Here is a 21,978-nt window from a genome sequence, read left to right as displayed (position 1 = left end):
GTACCGCTTGATCGATGACACGAATTCTGTCCCCCTGGTACTGGTTCCGGCGGGCGCTGCGGTTTCCCGGCCGGGAGCGCGAGGCCGTGGTGCAGGCGCTGAAGATGGCGCTGGCCGCCGTCCTCGCGTGGCTGCTCGCGCGCGTGGTGATCCCCTCGCCGCAGTCGTTCATCGCGCCCTACACCGCGGTCTTCCTGATGACCGAGACCGTGTACCGGTCGCTGACCAACGCGCTCCAGCAGGCCGGCGCGATCCTGATCGGCCTGGTGATCGCCTACGCCGCGGCGCACCTGATCCCGTCGCCGGTTCTGGCGCTGGCGGCCGCGGTGTTCGTCGGCATGCTGCTGGGCCAGTGGCACCGGTTCGGCAGCAGCGGCATCTGGGTGGGGGTCACGGCCCTGCTGATGATCTCCTACGGCACCGCGGGCAACTTCGTCTACCTGGTGGAACGGCTCGCGGAGAGCCTGCTCGGCGCGGCCGTCGGGGTCGCGGTGAACACGGTCGTCCTGCCGCCGGTCCACCTGCGGCACGCGCGGGACGCGGTGAGCGTGCTGGCCGGGGAAGTGCGCGACCTGGTGCAGTCGATCGCCGACGACCTGCGCGGCGACTGGGACTCCGACACGGCCGAGCGCTGGCTGCGGCACGCGCGCCGGCTCGATTCGACGGTGGTGCGCGCGGACGACGCGCTGAGCTGGGGACGGGAGAGCGTGCGGTTCAACATCCGCTGGCTGGTGCACCACCGCCGCGGCCGCAGCCCGCTGCCGTCGTCGTTCGAATCACCGCTCAGTGTGCTGGAAGAGGTCACCGAGCAGGTCAAACGCATCACCGAGGCGCTGGTGGCGGCCGCCGGTCAGGACGAGGCCGATCCGGAATTCACCAGCGGGTATGCGGAACTGCTGGACGGGCTGGCCGGCGCGGTCGCCTGCCTGGACCAGGCGGAGGACCGGCTCGCCGACCTGCCGGGCCGCCTGGACGAGGTCGCCGAGCGGCACCGCGAGCTGGACCGCCGGATCCGGGTGGATCAGGTCACCACCGTGATGCGGCAGGCCCAGGACGCCGCGCTGCTCGCGGTGGACCGCTCGACGCGCGTCCTGGAGACGGCCGCCCCGCGCTGATCGCCGGTCAGCGGCCGGCGATCAGTTCCTCCAGCTCACCCAGCACGTCGTCGACCGAGACGGTCGCCACGAACGAGTCGTCGTGCGCGCAGCGCGGCAGGTCCTCGCGGGTGCAGTCGATCCCGCAGACCGGGCAGTGCGACATCCACGAGATCAGCACGCGGTGCCGCGCCCGGCCGAGCGGGCCGGCGTTCACCACGTTGCCCATCCAGTACACGCTGACCGTCGGGGCACCCACCGCGGCCGCCAGGTGCCGGGGCCCGCTGTCGTTGCCGGCGAACGCCGAGCACCGGTCGAGAACGCCGATCAGCGCGGACATGCTCAGCGCCGTCAGCGGCCGCACCGGCTCCCCGGCCAGGCCCGCGACCCGCTCGACCAGGTCACGCTCGTCCGGTGCCCCGATCACGACCACACCGCGGCCGCTGGACGCCTGCTTCGCGGCGACCTCGGCGAACCGCTCCGCCGGCCACCGCCGGCGCGGGTCACCGGCCCCGGGGTGCACCACGACCAGCGGATCGGGCAGTCCGGCCAGCACCTCGGCCGCCGCCGCACGGTCGGCGCCGGTCACCGCGACCGACGGCTCCAGCTCCACCGGCCGCGCCCCGGCCAGCCCCACCACCTCCAGCGCCCGCAGCACCTCGTGCTGGTAGTAGCGGAACGGCAGCCACCGGTCCGCCTCCGCCGCGTCCGGCGTGCGTGCCCCGACCAGGTACCGCGGCTCCAGCCGGCGCAGGAACGGGTTGGAGTTCCGGCCGCCGCCGTGCAGCTGCACGGCCAGGTCGACCGGCTTGAGCGCGTCGAACCACGCCTGCTGCTCCGCCTCGTCGAACGGCTTCCCGGCGGGTTCGTGCACGTTCGGGTACGGCGGCAGCGGCCGCACCTCGGTCACCGGCGACGGGCGCCCGGCGAACAGCTCGCGGTGCAGTTCCGTGCCCAGCAGCACGATCTCCGCATCCGGGTAGGCACCCCGCAGCGCGGCCATCGCCGGCACCGCGAACAACAGGTCCCCGAGCCCGCCACCCCGCAGCACGGCGATCCTGCGCACGTCCGGCCAGCTTGCTTCGATCGGGCCGACCGACGGCCCTGCCTCCGAGTTCACCACGCGCAGGAGGTGCCCGTTTCCGCAGGCAGCAAACGGAAATGTTTCGCCGCCCAAGATCCGGCTACTGGTGGAGCAGGAGGAGAAGTGGAGGTGGACATGGCAGGCGAGACCAAGGACGTGGCCCCCATCACGCCGGACCTCGTCCGGCTGCTGTCGGAGACCGCGCCCACGGTCGTGGTGCTCGGCGACGCGATCCTGGACGTGTGGCTGTCCGGCCACTGCGAACGCATCTGCCGGGAGGCGCCGGCACCGGTCGTCGACGTGGGGGCACGGGCCACCTCGCCGGGCGGCGCGGCGAACACCGCGGCCAACCTGGCCGCGCTGGGCGCGCGGGTCCGCTTCGTCAGCGTCGTGGGCGACGACGAACCCGGCCGCGAACTGGCCGGACTGCTCGACGCGCACGGGGTCGACACGCAGAACCTGCTCACCGCCCCGTCGCGGCGCAGCATCAGCAAGCAGCGGGTCGTCGCGGACGACCAGGTGCTGCTGCGCTTCGACGAGGGCGACCGCGCGGACCTGCCCGCGGTGCAGACGAACCGCCTCGCCACGGCCCTGGAGAAGGCCCTCGCCGGTGCGGACGCCCTGATGGTGTGCGACTACGGCAACGGCTTGCTGGGCACCCCGCTGCGCGACGCGGTGGCCCGGCTCCGGCCGGACATCCCGCTGCTGGTCGTGGACGCGCACGACTTCGAACACTGGCAGCGGGCCCGGCCCGACCTGGTCACGCCGAACGCGGCCGAGGCCGCGAGCCTGCTCGGCGCCGAGCTGCCGGAAGCCGGTGAGGAGCGGGCGCGGTTGTTCGAGGACGAACGGCGGACGCTGCTGGACAAGACCGGCGCCGCGGCCGCGGTGGTGACCATGGACCGGCACGGCGCGATGCTGCTGACCGGTGAGGGCCGCGGCTACCGCACCTGGGCCGACCCCGCGCCGGAGAGCCAGGCCAGCGGTGCCGGCGACACCTTCGCGGCCGCGCTGGTGCTGACGCGCGCCGCGGGCCTGCCCACCACCAGCTGCATCGAGCTGGCGCAGGCGGCGGCGAACGTGGTGGTGCACAAGGACGGCACGGCCATCTGCACGCCGGCCGAGCTGTCGCTGGCGCTGAGCCGGGAACGCGAGGCCGCGGTACCCGCCGGTGAGCTGGCCCGCGCGGTCGCCGCGCACCGCCAGGCCGGACGGCGGGTGGTGTTCACCAATGGCTGCTTCGACGTGCTGCACCGCGGGCACATCACCTACCTCAACGAGGCCAAACGGCTCGGTGACGTCCTGATCGTCGCGGTCAACTCCGACGACAGCGTCCGGCGGCTCAAGGGCCCGGACCGCCCGGTGAACACCGCGCAGGATCGCGCGGCCGTGCTGTCCGCGCTCAGCTGCGTCGACCACGTGGCCGTGTTCGAGCAGGACACGCCGATCGAGATGCTCGAGTTGCTCCAGCCCCAGCTGTACGTCAAGGGCGGCGACTACACCGAGAACATGCTGCCGGAGGCGCCGACGGTGCGGTCCTACGGCGGCGAGGTCCGGGTGCTCGGCTACGTCGCCGACCACTCGACCACCTCGGTCATCGAGAAGATCCGCACCTCCGCGCCGGCCGGGGAGGGCGCGTGAGCGTCGACGTCCTCATCCCGACGTGCGGGCGCCCGGCCGAGCTGGCGGTGACGCTGTCCGGGCTCGCCGCGCAGGACTTCCCGGATTTCACCGTGCGGGTGGCCGACCAGTCCGACGGGGCCGCCTCCTACGACTCGCCCCCCGCGCAGGCGATGGTCCGGGTGCTGCGGCACCGCGGGCACCCGGTCCACCTCGGCCGGAACCTGCCCCGGCGCGGTCTGGCGCAGCAGCGGTCGCACCTGTTGGAGCAGTCGCGCGCGGACCACGTGCTCTTCCTCGACGACGACGTGTGGCTCGAGCCCGGCGCGATCAGCCGCCTGCATTCGGCGATCACCGAGCTGGGCTGCGGGATGGTCGGCAACGCGGTCACCGGACTGTCTTATGTGGATGACCGTCGACCGCACGAGCTGGAACCGTACGAGGAGTGGGAGGGCCGGCCGGAGCCGGAGCAGGTGGTGCCCGGTACCCGCGAGTGGCAGCGCTGGACGCTGCACAACGCGGCCAACCCGACGCACCTGTCCGAACGGGTTCGTCACCGTCCGAAGTGGACTCCGTACAAGGTCGCATGGATCGGCGGGTGCGTGATGTTCGACCGCGAGGCACTGGTCAACGCCGGCGGGTTCGACTTCTGGTGCGAGCTTCCGGCCGAGCACTGCGGCGAGGACGTGCTGGCCCAGATGAAGGTCGCGGCCAAGTACGGTGCCGCCGGCATCCTGCCCACCGGCGCGGTGCACCTGGAGTCACCCACTACCGTGGTGAACCGGGACACCGAAGCCTACGACGTCGTTTCCCCGTGAGGATCATGATCGAGCCCGTATCCCAGCAGCGCCTCCGGCTCCGGGACGAGTTCCTGAGCCGGGCGGCGGCGGAGATGGTCAAGTTCGACGAGCGGTTGCGCGGCCTCGACCTGGAGGTGCGCTTCGACCGCGGGGTGGCGCACCTGACCGGCGAGGTCGCCGCGCCCGCCCAGCTGGACACCGCACGCGAGCTGATCGGACGGCTGGACGGGGTGTTCGGCGTGTGGGACCGGGTGCGGGTCGGCGGCCGGGAGCCGCTGATCCTGGACCTGGGCTGCGGCGGGCAGAAGCAGTACCCGGGCAACCTGGGCGTGGACCTGATGACCACCGGAGAGGTGGACGTGGTGGCGGACCTGTCCGGGCCGCTGCCGTTCGCCGACTCGTGCGCGGACCGGGTGTTCCTGGTGCACATCCTGGAGCACCTGATCGACTTCCTGCCGCTGGTGGACGAGGTGCACCGGGTACTGCGGCCGGACGGCATCGCCTTCGTGCTGTCGCCGTGGTGGCGCTACGTGAACGCGGTGGCCGACCCGACGCACGTGCGGCTGCTGGACGTCCAGACGATCAAGGGCATCTGCCGCCGTCCCGGTTCGCCGCGGACCTGGTACCCGCTGCACGCGGGCTGCGACGGGGCGAGCATCTTCGCCGAGCTGCGTCCGCTCAAGGACGGACCGCACCCGGATGCGGGACACCTGGCCCGGTTCTTCGACTGAGCGGTCCGGCTCGTGCGGCGGCCGTCAGCGGTACGGATCGGTGATCTCACACAGCTTCGCCAGGGTCTCCCGCAGCTGCGCCATCCGGCGCGTGCCCACGTGCTTCTCCCACTCGGCCTCGATGCGCGCGATCTCGGCGTCGGCGAAGGGTGCCGCCTCGCGGGCCTTGTCCGTGGCGTGGACCAGGCGCGCCCGGCCGTCCCGCGGATCGGGCATCCGCTGCACGTAGCCCGCCTTCTCCAGCTGGTCGACGAGGAACCCGGCGGTCTGCTTGGTCACCTGCGCCGCCTCCGCCAGCTCCGTCAGGCGGCTGCCGCCGGGGTTCAGCCGCTGCAACAGCCGCGCCTGCGCCAGCGTGAGCTCGAACCCGGCGGCACGGACGGCGTCCATCACCCGGTTCTCCAGGTGCCGGTACGGGATGTACAGCAGCAGGCCCGTGTTCACGCGCACTCCTTGACGATAGTCAGAGACTCTGATTAAATTAGTCAGATAATCTTACCACTTTCGGGCGAGGTTCTGATGGACCACAACGACAAGTGGCTGGCGATCGACGCGGAACGCGCACGCCTCGCCGACCTCTTCGCGACTCTCACCGACGTCGAGCGGGCCGCCCCGTCGCTGTGCGACGGCTGGACGATCCACGACGTCGCCACGCACGTGGCACTGGCGCCCTACGTCGGGTTCGGCACCGTCCTGAAGGCGGCGGTCAAGGCGCGCGGGAGCTTCAACCGCATGGTCCACGACCTGACCAAGCGCGAGGCGGCCCGGCGCTCCGCGGCCGAGGTGACGGCCATGTTGCGGGACGCGGCCGGCCTGCGCCGCCTCGCGCCCCGGCAGACCCTCGACAACGCGCTGATGGACGTGCACGTCCACGCGCAGGACATCGCGATGCCGCTCGGGCGGCGGCTGGTGATGCCGGCCGAGGCGGCGGTCGCGTCCGCGAACCACCTGTGGGAGATCGGATTTCCCTTCCACGCCAGGAAACGGTTCGCCGGTCACCGTCTCATCGCGACGGACGCCGACTGGGCCGCGGGATCGGGCGCGGAGATCCGCGGCCCGATCCAGGCACTGGTCATGCTGCTCGCCGGCCGCACCGCGACCATCCCCCAGCTGACCGGGATCTAGGCGGTGCGGTTCTCCCGGGCGCGCTCGACCGCGGTGAGCGCCCAGCCGAGCGCGATCATGCCCACGCCCAGCGCCAGGTGCAGCCAGTTGTCGGCGTTGTTCAGCGGAACGAAGTTCGCGCCGCTGTCCTGGTCGATGGCCAGTCCGTAGATCCACAGCAGCAGGTAGACGAACCCGCCCAGCACGAGGTAGGCACGGGCGGGGCCCGGGGAGCGGGACAGCACCAGGCCGACGACGCCGTACAGCAGGTGCACGATGTTGTGCAGCACGGACACGGCGAAGACCCCGAGCAGCATGGCGCCGGAGTGGTGCCCGGCGAAGCTGAGCTCGCCGTAGTGGCTGGTGATGCCGGGGATGAACCCGAGGATGCCGACCAGCAGGAAGACCACGGCGACCACGGCCGCGGCGATCTGCACCGGCCTGCGGACCCCGGTGGTGGTTGCGGAACGAGCGGACATGGCTACTCCTCAGGGACGAATAGGCCCCGGGTAGCCCCGCCGGGCGCGCCGAAACCCGGCCGGGACGCCGGCGGAAGTACCACGTCCGGGTGCCGTCAGCGAGCCGAGCCGCTCAGGGCGTGCGCGGCCGCCAGCGCGTCCGCGGTCTCGCGGGCCATCCGCCGGACGTCGAAGTCGTGTTCGGCCTTGGCGCGGGCCGCGGCGGCGAGCTTGCGCCGGAGCGCGCCATCCGTGCTCACCCGGTCCAGCGCTTCGGCCAGCGCGGCCGGCTCGCCGGGCGGGACGATCATCGCGGCGCCGGCCAGCTCCTCGACCGTCTCGCCGACCGCGGTGGTCACGCACGGCAGCCCGTGCGCCATCGCCTCGAGCACCGCCAGCGACAAGGTGTCCCGCCGGGACGGCAGGCAGACCACGTCCAGCTCGCGCAGGAAAGCGCTCACCTCCGGCAACCGCCCGACGAACCGGACCGGCAGCCCGCGCGCCCGTTCGGCCAGGTCGCGTCCGTCGCCCGCGACCAGGACCCGTACCTCGCGCCCGCGGCGCCGCAGGGTCGCCACCGCGGGCAGCAGGTCCAGACCGGTCACCCCGCCGATCGCGCCGATGACGACGGGTGTGCGGTCCGGGTGCGCGACGGGCTCCGGCGGGATCTCCACGCCGGGCGGGATGCGGGTCACCCGCTCCGCGGGAACGCCGAGCTCGCGCAGCCTGGCTTCGACGATCCGCGAGGGCGCGAGCGCACCGGCCAGCCGGCGGTAGCAGTCCCACACCGCGCTGGAGACCGGCGCACCACCGGTGCGGTGCAGCGTCGCGACGGTGGGCGCGACCGCCTCCGCGGCCTGCATCGCGGCCAGGTTCATCCCGGCATCGGCGAGGTTGACGAGCACGACGTCCGGCCCCAGCGCGCGCAGCGCGTTCTCGATCTGCGGCGCCCACACCGCCCGCACCGCCGGGGCCACGATCTGCACCGGCAGCCGCTCGGGGAACGCGCCGGCCAGGTTCTCGCCCACGACGAGGCTCGGCACGACCCAGTCCGGCAGGAACCGCAAGAGCCGCCGGACGTAGGCCTCCGCACCACCGAACACCTCGTTGTCCACCACCAGTGCCACGTTCAGGCGTTCCATCGCCACCTCACGTAGTCGGCAAATCGGACACGTTCTACCCGTTCCGCGATCACCCGACACCTAACCGCCCGGTCAGCGCACTGACCGATCGGTTAGACTGGTCCACATGGAGCATGTGACGTGTTGTGTGGTGGGCGGGGGCCCGGCCGGGATGATGCTCAGCGTCCTGCTGGCCAGGGCCGGAGTCAAGGTGGCCGTTCTGGAGAAGCACCAGGACTTCCTGCGCGACTTCCGCGGGGACACGGTCCACCCGTCCACCCTGCGGCTGCTGGACGAACTGGGCCTCGGGGACCGGTTCGCGGCGCTGCCGCACCGGAAACTGGAGCAGATGCGGATGCGGATCGGCGACGAGACCGTGGTCGCCGCGGACTTCGGCCGCCTGCGGGGGCGGCACAAGTACATCGCGATGGTGCCGCAGTGGGATTTCCTCGACCTGCTGGCCGGCTCGGAAAAGCTGGATCTGCGCATGGGCACCGAGGTCACCGGCCTGCGCCGCATCGGCGGCCGGGTGACGGGTGTGACCTACCGCGACGAGAACGGTACCGGTGAGCTGACCGCCGACCTGGTGGTCGCGTGCGACGGGCGGGATTCCGTCGTGCGGCGGGCGGCGGGCCTGAAACCGCGGGAGTTCCCGATGCCGATGGACGTGTGGCAGGTCCGGGTTCCGGCACCGTCGCACGCCGAGCGCGACGGCCGGGTGTTCGGTGTGTTCACCCGTGGCCAGGCCGCGGTGACGATGGACCGCGGCGACTACCACCAGACCTCCTACCTGATCCGCAAGGGCGAGGACGCCGCACTCCGGACCCGGGACATCGAATGGTTCCGCCGGCAGCTCGCGGAGCTGTTCGGCTGGGACCGCGAGGTGCTGGCCGCCATCCGGTCGTGGGACGACGTGAAACTGCTGGAGACCTCGATGGGACGCCTGCCGCGCTGGTACACCGACGGTCTGCTGTGCCTGGGCGACGCCGCGCACACCATGTCACCGGTGGGCGGCGTCGGGGTCAACCTCGCGGTGCAGGACGCCGTGGCGGCCGCCCGGATCCTGGCCGGCCCGCTGGCCGCCGGCACGGCGTCCACATCAGACCTCGCGAAGGTCCAAAAGCGACGGGAGTTCCCGATGCGCGTGGCCCAGCGGTCCCAGCTCGGCGAGCACGACATGCTGCTGCGGCCAGCACTCGACGGCACCCTGAACGGCGTGCCCGGTCCACTTCGGATGGTGCAGCGCTTCCCGGCGCTCGCCGGGGTCACCGCCTACGTCGGCGGGATCGGGGTGCGCCCGGAGCACGCACCCGCCTTCGCGCGGCGCTAGGTTCCGGGCACACCCTAGGTGATCGCGGCGAGGACGAAGCGCTCCAGCTCGCCGGCCGCGGCATCGAGGTCCAGCTCCGGGTGCGTGAGCCAATGCGCCACCACCCCGTCGATCGCACCGCCGATGGCCAGCGCGACCGCCTGCGTGTCGAACGCACGCAGTTCCCCGGCGCGCTGGCCGTCCGCGAGCAGTGCGGCCAGCGCCTGCCAGCGGTCACCCGCGTCGTGCGACCCGGGCGTGCGGAGCTTCGTGCCGCCCGCGTCGTCGAGGAGCACCTCGGTGATGAGCCGGACGTGCCGGCGGTGCGCCGACTGGTACCCCACCATCGCCCGCACGTAGGCGGTCACCGCGGATCGCGCGTCCGGCTGCTGCTCGACCCGTTCCCGGACGTAGTCGCCGAACTGCTGGAACACCCGCTCCAGCGCCGCCTGCGCGAGCTTGTCCTTCGACGAGAAGTGGTAGAGCACGGCGGCCTTGGAGATCCCGGCGCGCTCGGCGATCGCCGACAGTGACGTGCCGCGGTAGCCCTTGCTCGAGATGAGTTCGATGGTGCACTCGATGATCTGCTCCCGGCGCGCACGCTCGGTGAAAGTCATCGGCCGGGTCATACCCCCGATCCTAGAGGTTGCCCCCACCGCGGCCGGGTATCCGCCCGGAATGCTGACTTCGATCCTGCGGGGCGCGGCCGCCGGGGCGGCCGGGGCCACCGCCCTCAACGCCGCCACCTACGTCGACATGGCCGTCCGCGGCCGTCCGGCCAGCGAGACGCCGGAGCAGACGGTCGAGAAGGTCGCGCACGCCCTCGGCACCGAGGTGCCCGGCGACGACAAGCAGAAACAGGCCAGGGAAAGCGGCATCGGCGCGCTGCTGGGACTGCTCACCGGCACCGCGGTGGGCGCCGCCTACGGCGCGGCGCACGGGGCAGGCTGGCGGCCGGGTGTGCTCACCGGCGGCCTCGCCGCCACCGGTGCCGCCCTGGTCGGCGCGAACGCCCCGATGACCGTGCTGGGCATCACCGACCCGCGCCGCTGGAGCGCCGCCGACTGGGTCAGTGACCTGGTGCCGCACGTGGCCTACGGGTTCGTCACCGCGGCCACCTTCGCCGCAACCGTGCGCAAACGGCGCCGCTGACCCAGCCGTCCGGGTGAGGTGTGGGCGCAGCGCCCCGAGGGTATCCGGGCCGGAGGTTCGAGCCGGGAGGAACAGCCATGGGCAGGCACCGCATCGACGACGCGGGCAGGGACCCGAAGTGGGGAGGCCCGGCCCTGCTGTCCAGCGGCCGGCACGAAGCCCGGGCGCGGCACGCGCGGCCCGAGGACGAGCAGCTCACGCAGCCCCTGGAAGGCGCTCTCAGCGGCGAGGTCCTCGCCGTCCCGTGACACCGGCGGTGGTGCCGCCCGTTCGGGTTGATTAGTCCGAATCGTTATCGGGTACTGCTCCGGCCGTGAGACCAGAGGTGGTCGTGGCCGGGCCGAGCGCCCGTGACCTCGTCCTGCGGGTCGGTGACGTCACGAGGGCCGGTGCGCCGGCCTCGCGGGCGGAGACCCGCGGCGGCACGGGCGCGAACCAGGCCGCCGGCATTGCCCAGCCGGGTGTCCCGGTCACGTCGCTGTCGGTGACCGGCGACGACCACGCGGGGCACGACCTGCCCGCCCACGCCGCCGCCGGAGGCCGTCCCCGGCCGGACCCCGGCATCCTCGAGCCGCGGAAGCAACCATGACCCTCAGCCAGCCCCGACCGGCACCCCGGATCATCATCGTCCCGGACCGCGCGGCACCGCCCGTGCCGTGCGAGGAATGCGGCTACTCCGCCCTGCGGATCGCCAAGCTCGTCGACGAAAGCGGTGAGGCACTGGCGACCCTGCTGGTGTGTACCAGCTGCCGCACGCACACGCCGTTGCCCGAGCTGCCCGCGCCGCGGAACCCCTAGCGCCATGCGGTGCCGGCGGGCGGGTTCACTACGACAGTTCACGCGCGGCGGCCTGTGCCGTCGCGAGCTCCTGGCACAGCTGCACCGTGACCTCCTGCGCCCGCGCCAGCGCGGCCGTGGCGTCGAAGACCGACGTGATCAGCGTTTCGTACCCGCCCTGATCAGCCGGCACGTCCAGGTTTCCCAGCCAGAGCTGCCGCTCCAGCCAGGTGCCCAGCTCGGGCAGGCTCCGGGCGACGTTCTGGGAGAGCGCCTTCAGCGACCCCAGCACCTGCTGGATCTCGTCCGCACCGCCGATGCCGGCGGCCCCGCCGATACCCGACGCGCGGTGGTACAACCCGCGCATCGCCTGCTGCGCTTGTTCCGCCAGCCCGCCACAGCTGGCCGTCACCTCACTGTTCCGTGACACATCCATGTTCGCCGGTCCCCTGTCTGACGCCGGTCGTAGGTACTCGAGCCTTCCCGTTACCCGACGAGACCAAACCGTGGCAGCCGAAACGTTCAGTAACCGACCGACGCGGGTACGTGAGACGCGGGGATCGCGGAGAGGGGAGACGGCGATGGTGTCGACCGTGTGGCTGGGCCGGTTCGAGGGGATCCGGGTGGGTCTGCATTGGAGTGTGTTCGGCATGGCCGGGCTCCTGGTCGTCGGGCTGCCGATCACGCAGTGGCCGCCGCTCGCGCCCGGGCAGGGGATCTTCGCCGCGATCATCGCGAGCGTGATCACGGCGGTGCTGTTCGTGCTGTCGCTGTGCGCGCACGAACTGCCCCACGCGCTCGTCGCGCGCCGGTCCGGCATCGAGGTGCGCGAGGTGACCCTGTGGCTGCTCGGCGGGGTGACCCGGCTGCGCGGAGCGCCCCGGTCGCCCGGCGTGGAGTTCCGCGTCGCCTTCGCCGGGCCGCTGGTCAGCCTGCTGCTGGCGGCGATCTTCGGGTTCGCCACCTGGATGACCTCGCCGATCGGGAACTCGCTGTCCGGCGCGGTGCTCGGCTACCTCGCGGTGCTCAACGTGATCCTGGGCGGGTTCAACCTGATCCCGGTGGCGCCACTGGACGGCGGTCGCGTGCTGCGCTCGATCCTGTGGGCGGCGTGGCACGACCGGCACCGCGCCACGATCGGCAGCGCCCGCGCCGCCCGGTTCCTCGGGTTCGCGGTGTGCGCCCTCGGTGTGCTGACCCTGTTGCGCGGGCCGATCGGGCTCGGGGTGTGGCCGCTGCTGGTCGGCCTGTTCGTCGTCAACCTGGCGCTGGCCGAGGAGCGGGACGCCGAGCTCGGCACCAGCGTGGCGGCGATGCGGGTGCGCGACGTGATGACGATGCGCCCGGCGACCGCGCCCGCCGCCACCACGGTCGCGACGTTCCTGCGGGACAACGCGATGCTGCGCCAGCACTCGGCCTACCCGCTGGTCGACCCGGTCGGCCGGTTCGCCGGGCTGGTCACCCTGACCCGCCTGCGCGCGGTCCCGCCGGCGCAACGTCCCAGCACTCTGCTCGGCGAAATCGCCTGTGCGCCAACGGAAATCCCGCGCGCCACGCCGGACGAGCCACTGCTCGCGCTGCTGCCACGGATGTCCGGGTGCGCCGACGGGCGTGCCCTGGTGTTCGACGCCGACCGCCTGGTGGGCATCGTGTCCCCGTCGGACATCAGCCGCGCGGTCACTCTGCGCGGCCTCGGCGTGGACTGGCACGGCGGTGCCGACGTGGCCGTCGTGCGCAGCCGCGTCGCCCCGCCGCTGGGCCGGCCGGCCACCCAGCGCTGGCCCTGAGTTTCGGCGGGTCACCACCGGGAATCCTGCCGACGATGAGCCACGAAAACACCCAGCGAGACGTCCGGCGCCTGGCGGACCAGCTCGTCGAGGACCTCGGCAGGCAGGACTTCGACTCGGTCTCCCACCTGCTGCCCCGGATGATCGGCGCGGACGCCCCGGACCGCGACCTGCTCCGCCCGCTGTGCGCGGAACTGGTCGCCGTGATCGCCCGCGGGGTGCTCACCCGCGCCCGTCCCGACGGCGGTGACCTGTTCACCGTGGCCCTGTCGGACGAGGGCGAGGGGGACGTGCCGATCGACGACGTCCAGCCCTCGCTGCGGGCCGTCCTGCGGGCCGTGCTCGCCGAGCTGCACGGCGACGCCGCGGGAGTGGCCACGCAGCTGGAGTTCATCGCGGCGGACCCGGATCCGTCCGGGCAGGTCGACGCGCTGGTCCACCTGGTGGCCTGGGCGCAGGACCTGCCGCGCCCGTGACCGGCGGCTGGTGGCGGGACGCCGTCATCTACCAGGTCTACCTCCGCAGTTTCGCCGACGGCACCGGCGACGGCGTGGGCGATCTGACGGGTCTCCGCGCGAAACTGCCCTACCTGGCCGGGCTGGGCGTCGACGCGCTGTGGATCACCCCGTGGTACCCGTCCCCGATGGCCGACGGCGGTTATGACGTCGCCGACTACCGCGACATCGACCCGCGGTTCGGCACGCTCGCCGACGCCGAGGCGCTCCTCGATGAGGCGCACCGGCACGGCCTGCGGGTCATCGTCGACATCGTGCCCAACCACACCAGCGACCGGCACCCGTGGTTCCAGGCCGCGCTCGCCGCCGGCCCCGGCTCGCCCGAGCGAGAATGGTACGTGTTCCGCGACGAGCCCAACGACTGGCGCAGCGTGTTCGGCGGCTCGGCGTGGAGCCGGGTACCGGACGGCCAGTGGTACCTGCACCTGTTCGACGCCCGCCAGCCCGACCTGAACTGGGACCACCCGGACGTGCGCGCGGAGTTCCTGGACGTGCTGCGGTTCTGGCTCGACCGCGGGGTGGACGGATTCCGGATCGACGTGGCGCACGGGCTGATCAAGGACCCGGCACTGCCCGACCTCGGTCTGGACCACGAGGGCCTGGTCGAGCCACCGGACCGCAGCGACCACCCGCACTGGGACCGGCCCGGGGTGCACGAGATCTTCCGCTCGTGGCGGGAACTCGCCCGCCACTACGGCGAGGACAGGGTCTTCGTGGCGGAGGCGTGGGTGGACAGCCCCCAGCGGCTGGCCCGGTACGTCCGGCCGGACGAGCTGCACACCGCGTTCAACTTCGACTTCCTGCGCTGCCCGTGGGATGCCGCGCGGTTGCGGTCGGTGATCGATTCCAGCATCGCGGCGCTGTCGGCCGTGGACGCTCCGGCCACCTGGGTGCTGTCCAACCACGACGTGACCCGGCACGTCACCCGGTACGGCGGCGGGTTGCCGCGGGCGCGGGCGGCGCTGCTGCTGATGCTCGCGCTGCCCGGCGGCGCCTACCTGTACCAGGGCGAGGAGCTCGGGCTGGCGGAGGTCGAGGACCTGCCGGAGGAGGTGCTGCAGGACCCGACCTGGGAGCGCTCCGGGCACACCCGGCGCGGCCGCGACGGGTGCCGGGTGCCGCTGCCGTGGTCCGGGGCGGCGCCGCCGTTCGGGTTCTCCACCGGCACCCCGTGGCTGCCGCAGCCCGCCCACTGGGCGGAGCTGACGGTTGCCGCGCAGGAGAACGACCCGGACTCGACGCTGCTGCTCTACCGGGACGCGCTGCGGATCCGCAAGGAACACCCCGCCTTCGGCGACGGTGCACTGTCCTGGATGGACAGTGCACCGGAGGTGCTCGCGTTCCACCGCGAGCCCGGCGTCGTGTGCGTGGTGAACCTCGGCTCGGCACCGGCCGCGCTGCCGCCCCACCGGAAGGTGCTCCTCGCCAGTGAACCCGGTGATCCCGGCGGCGAACTGGCCCCCGATTCGGCGGTGTGGCTGTCAGCCTAGGTGCGCGCGCTGCTGCTGGCAGACGTCCTCCTCTCCCCCGCCGCATACCCGGCCCGGCCAGGTCCAACCGTTTGCGCGGCCGCCGCCCGGGTAGGCCCTGCGCATGTCCGAACTACCGCTGCCCGAATACGACGAACTGCCCCTGGCCGCGTTGCAGCACCGCATCCGGTCACTGGACGCCGAACAGCTCGACCGGCTGATGTCCTACGAGCTGCGGCACGCCAACCGGCTGCCGGTGCTCGAGCTGATGCGCATGCGCAAACAGCAACTCGACGACGGCGCCGAACCCTCCGGCGGTCAGCACACCGCCATTCCCGAGGTCACGCCCCACCCCGGCGGCTCGTCGGCGAAGGAGCAGACCGCGGCCGAGCCGACCACCCCGTTGCGGCACGGCGTCGCGGGCCAGACCCCGAACCGCGGCCGGCCCTAGAACCGCTCACGCACGCGGCGCAGGGTTTCCCGCACGTTGTCCTCCGAGACCGCGTCGATCGCCTCGTCGAGCGGGAGCCACTTCAGCGGCGCGTCCGGCTTCTCCGGGCGCGCCGCGTCCGGCTGTCCGGTGGCCAGCACGTACCGCAGGTCCGCGTGCTCGTGCGCGGGCTCGGCGCCCTTGGCCGGCACCGGCACGACCACCGCGTGCAGCAGGTCGGCCGTGGGCCACGGCACCAGATCGGTCAGCCCGGTCTCCTCGCGCCCTTCCCGCAGCGCGATGGCGAGCGGATCGGTCTCGCCCGGGTCGCCGTGCCCGCCGACCTGCAGCCACGCCTGCTGACGTTCGTGCCAGCGCAGCAGCACGCGCCGCGTGTCCGGGTGCACGATCACCGCGGACCCGGTGACGTGCAACGGCGTGTCCCGCGCGAACGGATCCGCCGTCGCCGCCAGCAACTCCCGGATGCGCACCACATCGGCGCGCTCGACCTCGTCCCGTGCGCGATATCCCACCAGCATGCCGGCAGCCTAGACGTTTCCGCCCCACCCGAGGGGGAACACCCCGCCGGTGTCCAGACACGACGAACTCCGCCGCGCCGCACGGGAAACCTTCGGCTGGCCGGACCTGCGCGAGGACCAGCTGACCGCGATGGCGGCCCTGCTCGACGGCCGCGACGTGCTCGCCGTCATGCCGACCGGGTCCGGCAAGTCCGCGATCTACCAGGTTCCCGCGCTGCTGCTGGACGGGCCGACGCTCGTGGTGTCACCCCTGACGGCGTTGCAGCGGGACCAGGTCGGGCAGATCGCGGACAGCGAGGCGCCGGACGCGGTCGCGGTCAACTCCGCCCAGCCGGCGCGCACCACGACCAAGGCCTGGGACGCGGTGACCGAGGGCGACGCCGAGTACCTGTTCCTCGCACCCGAACAGCTGGCCAAGGACGAGGTCCTGGAGCAGCTGGCGGAGATCCGGCCGAGCCTGTTCGTGGTGGACGAGGCGCACTGCGTCTCGTCCTGGGGGCACGACTTCCGCCCCGACTACCTGCGCCTCGGGCACGTCATCGAGCGGCTGGGGCGGCCGCGGGTGCTCGCGATGACCGCCACCGCGGGCGGGCCGGTGCGGGACGACATCGTGGAGCACCTCGGGTTGCGTGACCCGGTGCGCGTGGTCTCCGGATTCGACCGGGCGAACCTCTACCTCGCGGTGCACCGCTCCACCACCGAGGAGGACAAGCGCAGCGCCGTCCTGCGGTGGGTCCGGCAGGCACCCAAACCCGGTCTGGTGTACGCGGCGACCCGCAAGGACAGCGAACGCTACGCCGAGGAGCTGGGCGCGGTCGCCTTCCACGCCGGGATGAAGGCGGCCGACCGCAAGCGCGTGCACGAGGACTTCCTCGCCGACCGGGTGGAGGTGGTGGTGGCGACCTCGGCGTTCGGCATGGGCATCGACAAGCCGAACGTGCGCTTCGTGGCGCACGCCTCGGTGCCGGACTCGGTGGACTCCTACTACCAGCAGATCGGCCGCGCCGGCCGGGACGGTGAGCGCGCCGACGCGCGGCTGTTCTACCGGCCCGAGGACCTGGGCCTGCAGAAGTTCCTCACCGCGCGGCCGTTCGACGACAAGGGTGTCCAGGAGCTCGCGGAGACGCTCCGTGAGCAGCACGGCCCGGCCAGCCCGCAGGAGATCGACGGCGAGGTGCAGCAGTCGCACCGGCGCGCCATGAACAACCTGAACCTGCTGGAGCAGTCCGGGCTGGTCGAGGAGACCACGCAGGGCAGGTTCAGCTACGCCGGCACCGATCCGGCGGTGGCGGCCGAACGCGCGGCCGAGGTGTCGCAGCGGCGCCGGAAGCTGGACCGGTCCCGGGTCGAGGTGATGCGCGAGTACGCCGAAACCACCGCGTGCCGCCGCCAGTTCCTGCTCGGCTACTTCGGGGAGAGCCTGGCGGAGCCGTGCGAGTTCTGCGACACCTGCGACGCCGGCACCGCCGCCGGGCAGGTCGCGGCCGACGGCGAGTTCCAGCCGGGCGCCTCGGTCCGGCACGCCGAGTGGGGCATCGGCCAGGTGGTCCGCCGCGAGGCGGAGAAGGTCACCGTGTTGTTCGACGAGGCCGGCTACCGCTCGCTGTCGCTCCCGGCCGTCCGCGAACGCGGGCTGCTCACCGAGGAGTGACCGCTCAGGGTGCGTAGGCCCCCAGCCCGAACAGGTCGAACAGCTTCTGCTGCACCTCGTCCCGGCAGGTGAGCAACCGGCGCGTGCGCGGGCGCCCGCCGGTCGAGGGGTAGCGCAGCACCGTCTCGCCGATTCGCGAGAGCAGGTCGAGCAGTTCCCGCACGGACAGGTCGAGCCCGGCGCGGTCGGCCTCCTGCCGCATGACGTGCGTCACCGCGGTCGCCAGCACGCTCACCAGGGAGTGCACCGCGATCCGGTGTTCGGTCCAGTGCCGCCGCGGCGCGGTCGCCGCCACGAACGGGCCGTTGAGCTGCCGGAACGTCGAGTCCAGGTGGTAGCGCGCGCGGTAGGCGGTGATGACGTCGGCGACCGGCCAGTCGTGGTCGGTCACCAGCAGCTGCTTGCCGAAGTACTCCTCGTCCAGCCGCGACCGGGCGTTCTCGTCGACCCGCCACTCCAGGCGCAGCTCCGCCGGCCGGGTACCGGTGAGCCGGGCCGGCAGCACCCGGTCCACCCAGCGCACCCGGGTGATGCGGGCGATCTCCGTCAGCACCTGGTCGCGTGGCCGGCGGTTGGTGCCGGCGGCGAGCGCGAGCGCGAGACCGTCCAGCTGCCGTGTCGCGCTGCTCAGCGCCTGCGCGAACCCGCGCGCCTGCGCCGCGTGCAGCTTCGCCGAGTGCGTGAGGATCACCCGGCGGACCGCGCCGGACACCGTCGCCTGCGTGTCCAGCGCCGTGACCCCGGGGAAGCGGCCCGGTTCCACCGGCCGCCGCGCGGACGCCGGGCGCGCCAGCAGCTCGGGGTGGTCGCCCAGCGGCAGGGCGCCGACGAAGTGCCGGCCGTCGTCCAGGTCGAGCTGCGCGTGCTGACCGGTCTCGAACACCAGCGTCACCGGCCCGGACACGCGCCCGGCCAGCCGGTCGGCCGCCACCCCGAACGGCACCGCCCCCTCGCGCCGGTACACCGCCGAGGCGAGCGGGATCGCACCGTCGCGCGTGACCACCGTGCTCAGCCCCGCCGGGGACGCCGCCGCGGTCTCCGATTCGGCGTACGTCGCGAAGTTGGGCACGTCCACCGCGAGCAGGATCGGTTCCCCCACGTGCGCCCGCACCCGCGCCGCCACCGCGTCCTCGACCCGCTCCAGCTGCGGCCGGGTCAACCGCCGCGTCGCCCGCCAGAACTCGTCGTCGTGCACCGCGGCCGCCGCCACGCGTGGCCGCACGAACCGGCTCGCCGCGCTCTCCGCCCACCACTGCGCCAGATCCGTACCCGGCGCCGTCGCCCGGTGCAGCACCGCCAGGGCGAGGTAGGTGCCCATCGGCACGCTGCGCGCGCCCAGTGCCTCGTCGATCGCGGCACGCACCTGGAGCCGCTCCAGGGTGGACCAGACGGCGGCGACGTCACCGAACGCGAGGTGCCACGTACCGTCAGGGGAACCGGCCGCGCCGTCCAGGCCGGCCGCGATGTCCTCGGCGGTACCGAGGTAACGCTGCGAGGTGATCCTCGGCTTGCCGTTCACCCGCTCGGTCCGCGCGAGGTAGTAGTAGGTCCTGCCGCCGATCCGCTTGCCGATCACCGAAGCCACACTTTAGGTAATACGCTCGCCCGCCCCGCCGCGCAATGACCCCGGCCACGGTGAGCAGCGCAAACAGGGTGCCGCCGGTGCGGTGTGGCCGATCTTGCGCGGCCGGGTCCTGGCAGGTCCGGTGACGCCGGTCCTAGCGTTTCCGGTATGGCATCCGCTCCCACCGCCTCCGCGATGCGCCGCGCGCTGGCCCGTGCCCGCGACGGCAAGACCCTCGACGTCACCGAGGCGACCGTGCTGCTGCACGCGCGCGACGAAGACCTCCGCACGCTGTCCGAGCACGCCTCCCGGATCCGCGACGCCGGACTGGCCGAAGCCGGCCGCGACGGGATCATCACGTACAGCCGCAAGGTGTTCATCCCGCTCACCCGGCTGTGCCGGGACCGGTGCGGGTACTGCACCTTCGCGACGGTTCCGGGCAAACTGGACGCCCCGTTCCTGTCGCCGGACGAGGTGCTGGAGATCGCCCGTCAGGGCGCGGCGATGGGCTGCAAGGAAGCCCTGTTCACCCTCGGCGACCGGCCGGAGGACCGCTGGAAGCAGGCCCGCGAGTGGCTCGACGCGCACGGCTACGACGACACGCTGTCCTACGTGCGCGCGATGGCCATCCTGGTGCTCGAGCAGACCGGTCTGCTGCCCCACCTCAACCCCGGTGTGCTGACCTGGCAGGACTTCCAGCGGCTCAAGCCGGTGGCGCCGTCGATGGGGATGATGCTGGAGACCACGGCGACCCGGCTGTGGAGCGAGCGCGGCGGTCCGCACTACGGTTCGCCGGACAAGGACCCGGCCGTGCGGCTGCGGGTACTGGAGGACGCCGGCCGCTCGTCGGTGCCGTTCACCACCGGAATCCTGATCGGGATCGGCGAGAACTACGAAGAACGCGCGGACGCGCTGTTCGCGATGCGCAAGGTGGCGCGGCAGTACGGCGGCATCCAGGAAGTCATCGTGCAGAACTTCCGCGCCAAGCCGGACACCAAGATGCGCGCCACCCCGGACGCCGACCTGCAGGAGCTCGCCGCCACGATCGCCGTCGCGCGCCTCGTGCTCGGTCCGAAGATGCGCATCCAGGCACCGCCGAACCTGATCGGCAGCCAGTACGACCTGATGATCCGCGCGGGCATCGACGACTGGGGCGGGGTGTCCCCGCTCACCCCGGACCACGTCAACCCCGAGCGCGCGTGGCCGCAGATCGACGAACTGGCCCGGCAGACCGAGCAGGCCGGCTACACGCTGCGCGAGCGGCTCACGATCTACCCGGAGTACCTGCTCGCCGGTGAGCCGTGGCTGGACCCGCGCGTGGCCGGGCACGTCGCCGCGCTGGCCGATCCGGAGACCGGGCTGGCGCGCGAGGACGCGGTGCTGGAGGGCCGGCCGTGGCAGGAGCCGGACGGCGGCTGGCAGGACCAGGCCGGCACCGGCCGGACGGAGTTGCACGTCGAGGTCGACACCACCGGCCGCACCGAGGACCGGCGCAGCGACTTCGACTCCGTCTACGGCGACTGGAAAGAACTGGCGGAGAAGGTGCCGAGCGCGCCGCGCCGGATGGACACCGACATCGCGGAAGCGTTGCGCCGCGCGGAACGCGACCCCGCTGGTCTGTCCGATGAGGACGCGCTGGCCCTGCTGCACGCGGACGGCGCCGAGCTGGAGGCGCTGGCCTCGCTGGCCGACGGCCTGCGCCGCGACGTCAACGGCGACGACGTCACGTTCGTCGTCACCCGCAACATCAACTTCACCAACGTCTGCTACACCGGCTGCCGGTTCTGCGCGTTCGCACAGCGGCGCACCGACGCCGACGCCTACACGTTGTCGCTGTCCCAGGTCGGCGACCGGGTCGACCAGGCGTGGGAGGCCGGGGCGACGGAGATCTGCATGCAGGGCGGCATCCACCCGGACATGCCCGGCACCGCGTACTTCGACCTCGCGGCCGAGGTGAAGCGGCGGCAGCCGGACATCCACCTGCACTCCTACAGCCCGATGGAGGTGGTCAACGGCGCGTCCCGGACGAACCTGTCCATCCGCGACTGGCTGACGCGCGCACACGAGTCCGGTGTGGACTCGCTGCCGGGCACCGCGGCGGAGATCCTCGACGACGACGTGCGGTGGGTGCTGACCAAGGGCAAGCTGCCGGCGTCGAGCTGGATCGAGGTGATCTCGACGGCGCACGAGCTGGGCATCCCGACGACCTCGACGATGATGTACGGGCACGTGGACACGCCGGCGCACTGGGTGGGGCACATCAAGCTGATCGCCGACCTGCAGCGGCGGGCGCTGGAGCGGACCGGGCGACGCGGGTTCACCGAGTTCGTGCTGCTGCCGTTCATCCACCAGAACTCGCCGATCTACCTGGCCGGTCTGTCCCGGCCGGGCCCGACCAAGCGGGAGAACCGGGCGGTGCACGCGCTGGCGCGGATCCTGCTGCACGGACTGATCGACAACATCCAGTGCTCGTGGGTGAAGCTCGGCGCGGACACCTGCCGCGACGTGCTGAACGGTGGGGTGAACGACCTCGGCGGCACGTTGATGGAGGAGACCATCAGCCGCATGGCCGGCGCGGACAACGGGTCGTACAAGACGATCAGCGAGCTGGCGGCGATGGTCGAGCCGATCGGCCGCCCGCTGGTCCAGCGGACCACGACCTACGGCCGCCCGTCCGCCGACCGGGTGGCGGCGGCGCTGGCCTCCGACGGGGTCGCCCAGGCCGTGCGGCGCCCGCTGTCCCTCCCGATCGTCGGCTGACGCCCGAGCGGTG

Annotated in this window: 24 protein-coding genes; 16 read left to right on the top strand and 8 right to left on the bottom strand. The window is 72.7% G+C overall.

Features of this window, described 5'->3' with window-relative positions:
- Positions 1 to 14 precede the first annotated feature (14 nt).
- A complete protein-coding gene (locus FHX45_RS21835) occupies positions 15 to 1,115 on the top strand; it encodes an FUSC family protein (protein ID WP_167105113.1) in 1,101 nt (366 codons plus the stop codon).
- A 7-nt stretch (positions 1,116 to 1,122) separates the two neighbouring features.
- Here the strand turns inward: FHX45_RS21835 and FHX45_RS21830 are convergent, their stop codons facing one another.
- Complete coding sequence (locus tag FHX45_RS21830) at positions 1,123 to 2,160, bottom strand: glycosyltransferase family 9 protein (protein WP_341771563.1); 1,038 nt, start codon at positions 2,158 to 2,160, stop codon at positions 1,123 to 1,125.
- 153 nt (positions 2,161 to 2,313) lie between these two features.
- On the opposite strand from FHX45_RS21830, the gene rfaE2 reads away from it, so the two are divergent.
- The 3 genes from rfaE2 to FHX45_RS21815 are packed head-to-tail and all read left to right on the top strand — an operon-like array spanning position 2,314 to position 5,329.
- The gene (rfaE2, locus tag FHX45_RS21825) at positions 2,314 to 3,819 is read left to right on the top strand and encodes a D-glycero-beta-D-manno-heptose 1-phosphate adenylyltransferase (protein WP_208406039.1); all 1,506 of its coding nucleotides are present in this window, start codon (positions 2,314 to 2,316) and stop codon (positions 3,817 to 3,819) included.
- Positions 3,816 to 4,616: a glycosyltransferase gene (locus FHX45_RS21820; RefSeq protein WP_167105104.1), complete on the top strand. Its 801-nt coding sequence runs from the start codon at positions 3,816 to 3,818 to the stop codon at positions 4,614 to 4,616. Before rfaE2 ends, FHX45_RS21820 begins: the two co-directional genes overlap by 4 nt.
- A 5-nt stretch (positions 4,617 to 4,621) precedes the next feature.
- On the top strand, positions 4,622 to 5,329 hold the full coding sequence (locus FHX45_RS21815; RefSeq protein WP_167105101.1) for a methyltransferase domain-containing protein: 708 nt from the start codon (positions 4,622 to 4,624) through the stop codon (positions 5,327 to 5,329).
- Positions 5,330 to 5,353: 24 nt separating this feature from the next.
- Here FHX45_RS21815 and FHX45_RS21810 read toward each other — a convergent pair whose 3' ends face one another.
- Positions 5,354 to 5,773: a MarR family transcriptional regulator gene (locus FHX45_RS21810; protein WP_167105098.1), complete on the bottom strand. Its 420-nt coding sequence runs from the start codon at positions 5,771 to 5,773 to the stop codon at positions 5,354 to 5,356.
- Between the two features lie 75 nt (positions 5,774 to 5,848).
- Here FHX45_RS21810 and FHX45_RS21805 point away from each other — a divergent pair, with 75 nt between their 5' ends.
- On the top strand, positions 5,849 to 6,454 hold the full coding sequence (locus tag FHX45_RS21805) for a maleylpyruvate isomerase family mycothiol-dependent enzyme (RefSeq protein WP_167105095.1): 606 nt from the start codon (positions 5,849 to 5,851) through the stop codon (positions 6,452 to 6,454).
- Here FHX45_RS21805 and FHX45_RS21800 read toward each other — a convergent pair.
- A complete protein-coding gene (locus FHX45_RS21800; protein ID WP_167105092.1) occupies positions 6,451 to 6,912 on the bottom strand; it encodes a DUF4383 domain-containing protein in 462 nt (153 codons plus the stop codon). The genes FHX45_RS21805 and FHX45_RS21800 overlap by 4 nt on opposite strands.
- Positions 6,913 to 7,007: 95 nt before the next feature.
- Complete coding sequence (locus FHX45_RS21795; RefSeq protein WP_167105089.1) at positions 7,008 to 8,033, bottom strand: glycosyltransferase family 4 protein; 1,026 nt, start codon at positions 8,031 to 8,033, stop codon at positions 7,008 to 7,010.
- A 106-nt stretch (positions 8,034 to 8,139) separates the two neighbouring features.
- Here FHX45_RS21795 and FHX45_RS21790 point away from each other — a divergent pair, with 106 nt between their 5' ends.
- The gene (locus tag FHX45_RS21790; RefSeq protein WP_167105086.1) at positions 8,140 to 9,342 is read left to right on the top strand and encodes an FAD-dependent oxidoreductase; all 1,203 of its coding nucleotides are present in this window, start codon (positions 8,140 to 8,142) and stop codon (positions 9,340 to 9,342) included.
- 14 nt (positions 9,343 to 9,356) lie between these two features.
- On the opposite strand, the gene FHX45_RS21785 is transcribed toward FHX45_RS21790, so the two are convergent.
- On the bottom strand, positions 9,357 to 9,938 hold the full coding sequence (locus FHX45_RS21785; protein ID WP_243869169.1) for a TetR/AcrR family transcriptional regulator: 582 nt from the start codon (positions 9,936 to 9,938) through the stop codon (positions 9,357 to 9,359).
- A gap of 61 nt (positions 9,939 to 9,999) precedes the next feature.
- Between FHX45_RS21785 and FHX45_RS21780 the strand changes: the two genes are divergently transcribed.
- The 4 genes from FHX45_RS21780 (at position 10,000) to FHX45_RS21765 (ending at position 11,271) form a co-directional block, all read left to right on the top strand.
- On the top strand, positions 10,000 to 10,473 hold the full coding sequence (locus FHX45_RS21780; RefSeq protein ID WP_167105081.1) for a hypothetical protein: 474 nt from the start codon (positions 10,000 to 10,002) through the stop codon (positions 10,471 to 10,473).
- 77 nt (positions 10,474 to 10,550) lie between these two features.
- Positions 10,551 to 10,721, top strand: a complete 171-nt coding sequence (locus tag FHX45_RS21775) for a hypothetical protein (protein WP_167105078.1) — start codon at positions 10,551 to 10,553, stop codon at positions 10,719 to 10,721.
- A 65-nt stretch (positions 10,722 to 10,786) separates the two neighbouring features.
- A complete protein-coding gene (locus FHX45_RS21770) occupies positions 10,787 to 11,062 on the top strand; it encodes a PfkB family carbohydrate kinase (RefSeq protein ID WP_341771562.1) in 276 nt (91 codons plus the stop codon).
- The gene (locus FHX45_RS21765; RefSeq protein WP_167105075.1) at positions 11,059 to 11,271 is read left to right on the top strand and encodes a hypothetical protein; all 213 of its coding nucleotides are present in this window, start codon (positions 11,059 to 11,061) and stop codon (positions 11,269 to 11,271) included. The genes FHX45_RS21770 and FHX45_RS21765 overlap by 4 nt, the downstream gene beginning before the upstream one ends.
- Positions 11,272 to 11,299: 28 nt before the next feature.
- Here the strand turns inward: FHX45_RS21765 and FHX45_RS21760 are convergent, their stop codons facing one another.
- A complete protein-coding gene (locus tag FHX45_RS21760) occupies positions 11,300 to 11,662 on the bottom strand; it encodes a hypothetical protein (protein WP_341771561.1) in 363 nt (120 codons plus the stop codon).
- Positions 11,663 to 11,831: 169 nt separating this feature from the next.
- Here FHX45_RS21760 and FHX45_RS21755 point away from each other — a divergent pair, with 169 nt between their 5' ends.
- The 4 genes from FHX45_RS21755 to FHX45_RS21740 all read left to right on the top strand — a co-directional run bounded on the left by FHX45_RS21755 (position 11,832) and on the right by FHX45_RS21740 (position 15,472).
- A complete protein-coding gene (locus FHX45_RS21755; protein ID WP_167105069.1) occupies positions 11,832 to 13,037 on the top strand; it encodes a site-2 protease family protein in 1,206 nt (401 codons plus the stop codon).
- A 35-nt stretch (positions 13,038 to 13,072) separates the two neighbouring features.
- Positions 13,073 to 13,513, top strand: a complete 441-nt coding sequence (locus tag FHX45_RS21750; RefSeq protein ID WP_167105066.1) for a hypothetical protein — start codon at positions 13,073 to 13,075, stop codon at positions 13,511 to 13,513.
- On the top strand, positions 13,510 to 15,042 hold the full coding sequence (locus FHX45_RS21745; protein ID WP_167105063.1) for an alpha-amylase family glycosyl hydrolase: 1,533 nt from the start codon (positions 13,510 to 13,512) through the stop codon (positions 15,040 to 15,042). Before FHX45_RS21750 ends, FHX45_RS21745 begins: the two co-directional genes overlap by 4 nt.
- Before the next feature lie 103 nt (positions 15,043 to 15,145).
- Entirely contained in the window at positions 15,146 to 15,472 is a 327-nt protein-coding gene (locus FHX45_RS21740; RefSeq protein WP_167105060.1) for a DUF8129 domain-containing protein, read from the top strand.
- Here FHX45_RS21740 and FHX45_RS21735 read toward each other — a convergent pair.
- Positions 15,469 to 15,990 carry an NUDIX hydrolase gene (locus FHX45_RS21735; protein WP_167105057.1) on the bottom strand — a complete coding sequence of 174 codons (522 nt, stop codon included), beginning with the start codon at positions 15,988 to 15,990 and terminating at the stop codon, positions 15,469 to 15,471. The two genes, FHX45_RS21740 and FHX45_RS21735, sit on opposite strands and share 4 nt — an antisense overlap.
- Positions 15,991 to 16,039: 49 nt before the next feature.
- Between FHX45_RS21735 and FHX45_RS21730 the strand changes: the two genes are divergently transcribed.
- Positions 16,040 to 17,641 carry a RecQ family ATP-dependent DNA helicase gene (locus tag FHX45_RS21730; RefSeq protein WP_167105054.1) on the top strand — a complete coding sequence of 534 codons (1,602 nt, stop codon included), beginning with the start codon at positions 16,040 to 16,042 and terminating at the stop codon, positions 17,639 to 17,641.
- Between the two features lie 4 nt (positions 17,642 to 17,645).
- Here FHX45_RS21730 and FHX45_RS21725 read toward each other — a convergent pair whose 3' ends face one another.
- On the bottom strand, positions 17,646 to 19,226 hold the full coding sequence (locus FHX45_RS21725) for an IS1634 family transposase (protein ID WP_341771560.1): 1,581 nt from the start codon (positions 19,224 to 19,226) through the stop codon (positions 17,646 to 17,648).
- Positions 19,227 to 19,373: 147 nt separating this feature from the next.
- Between FHX45_RS21725 and FHX45_RS21720 the strand changes: the two genes are divergently transcribed.
- Positions 19,374 to 21,965 (top strand): bifunctional FO biosynthesis protein CofGH, encoded by a 2,592-nt coding sequence (locus tag FHX45_RS21720; RefSeq protein WP_167105051.1) that lies wholly within the window; start codon positions 19,374 to 19,376, stop codon positions 21,963 to 21,965.
- Positions 21,966 to 21,978 lie beyond the last annotated feature (13 nt).

Origin of the sequence: Amycolatopsis granulosa (genome assembly GCF_011758745.1) — a bacterium.
Lineage (GTDB): Bacteria > Actinomycetota > Actinomycetes > Mycobacteriales > Pseudonocardiaceae > Amycolatopsis_E > Amycolatopsis_E granulosa.
This window is presented reverse-complemented; position numbering and strand designations above follow the sequence as displayed.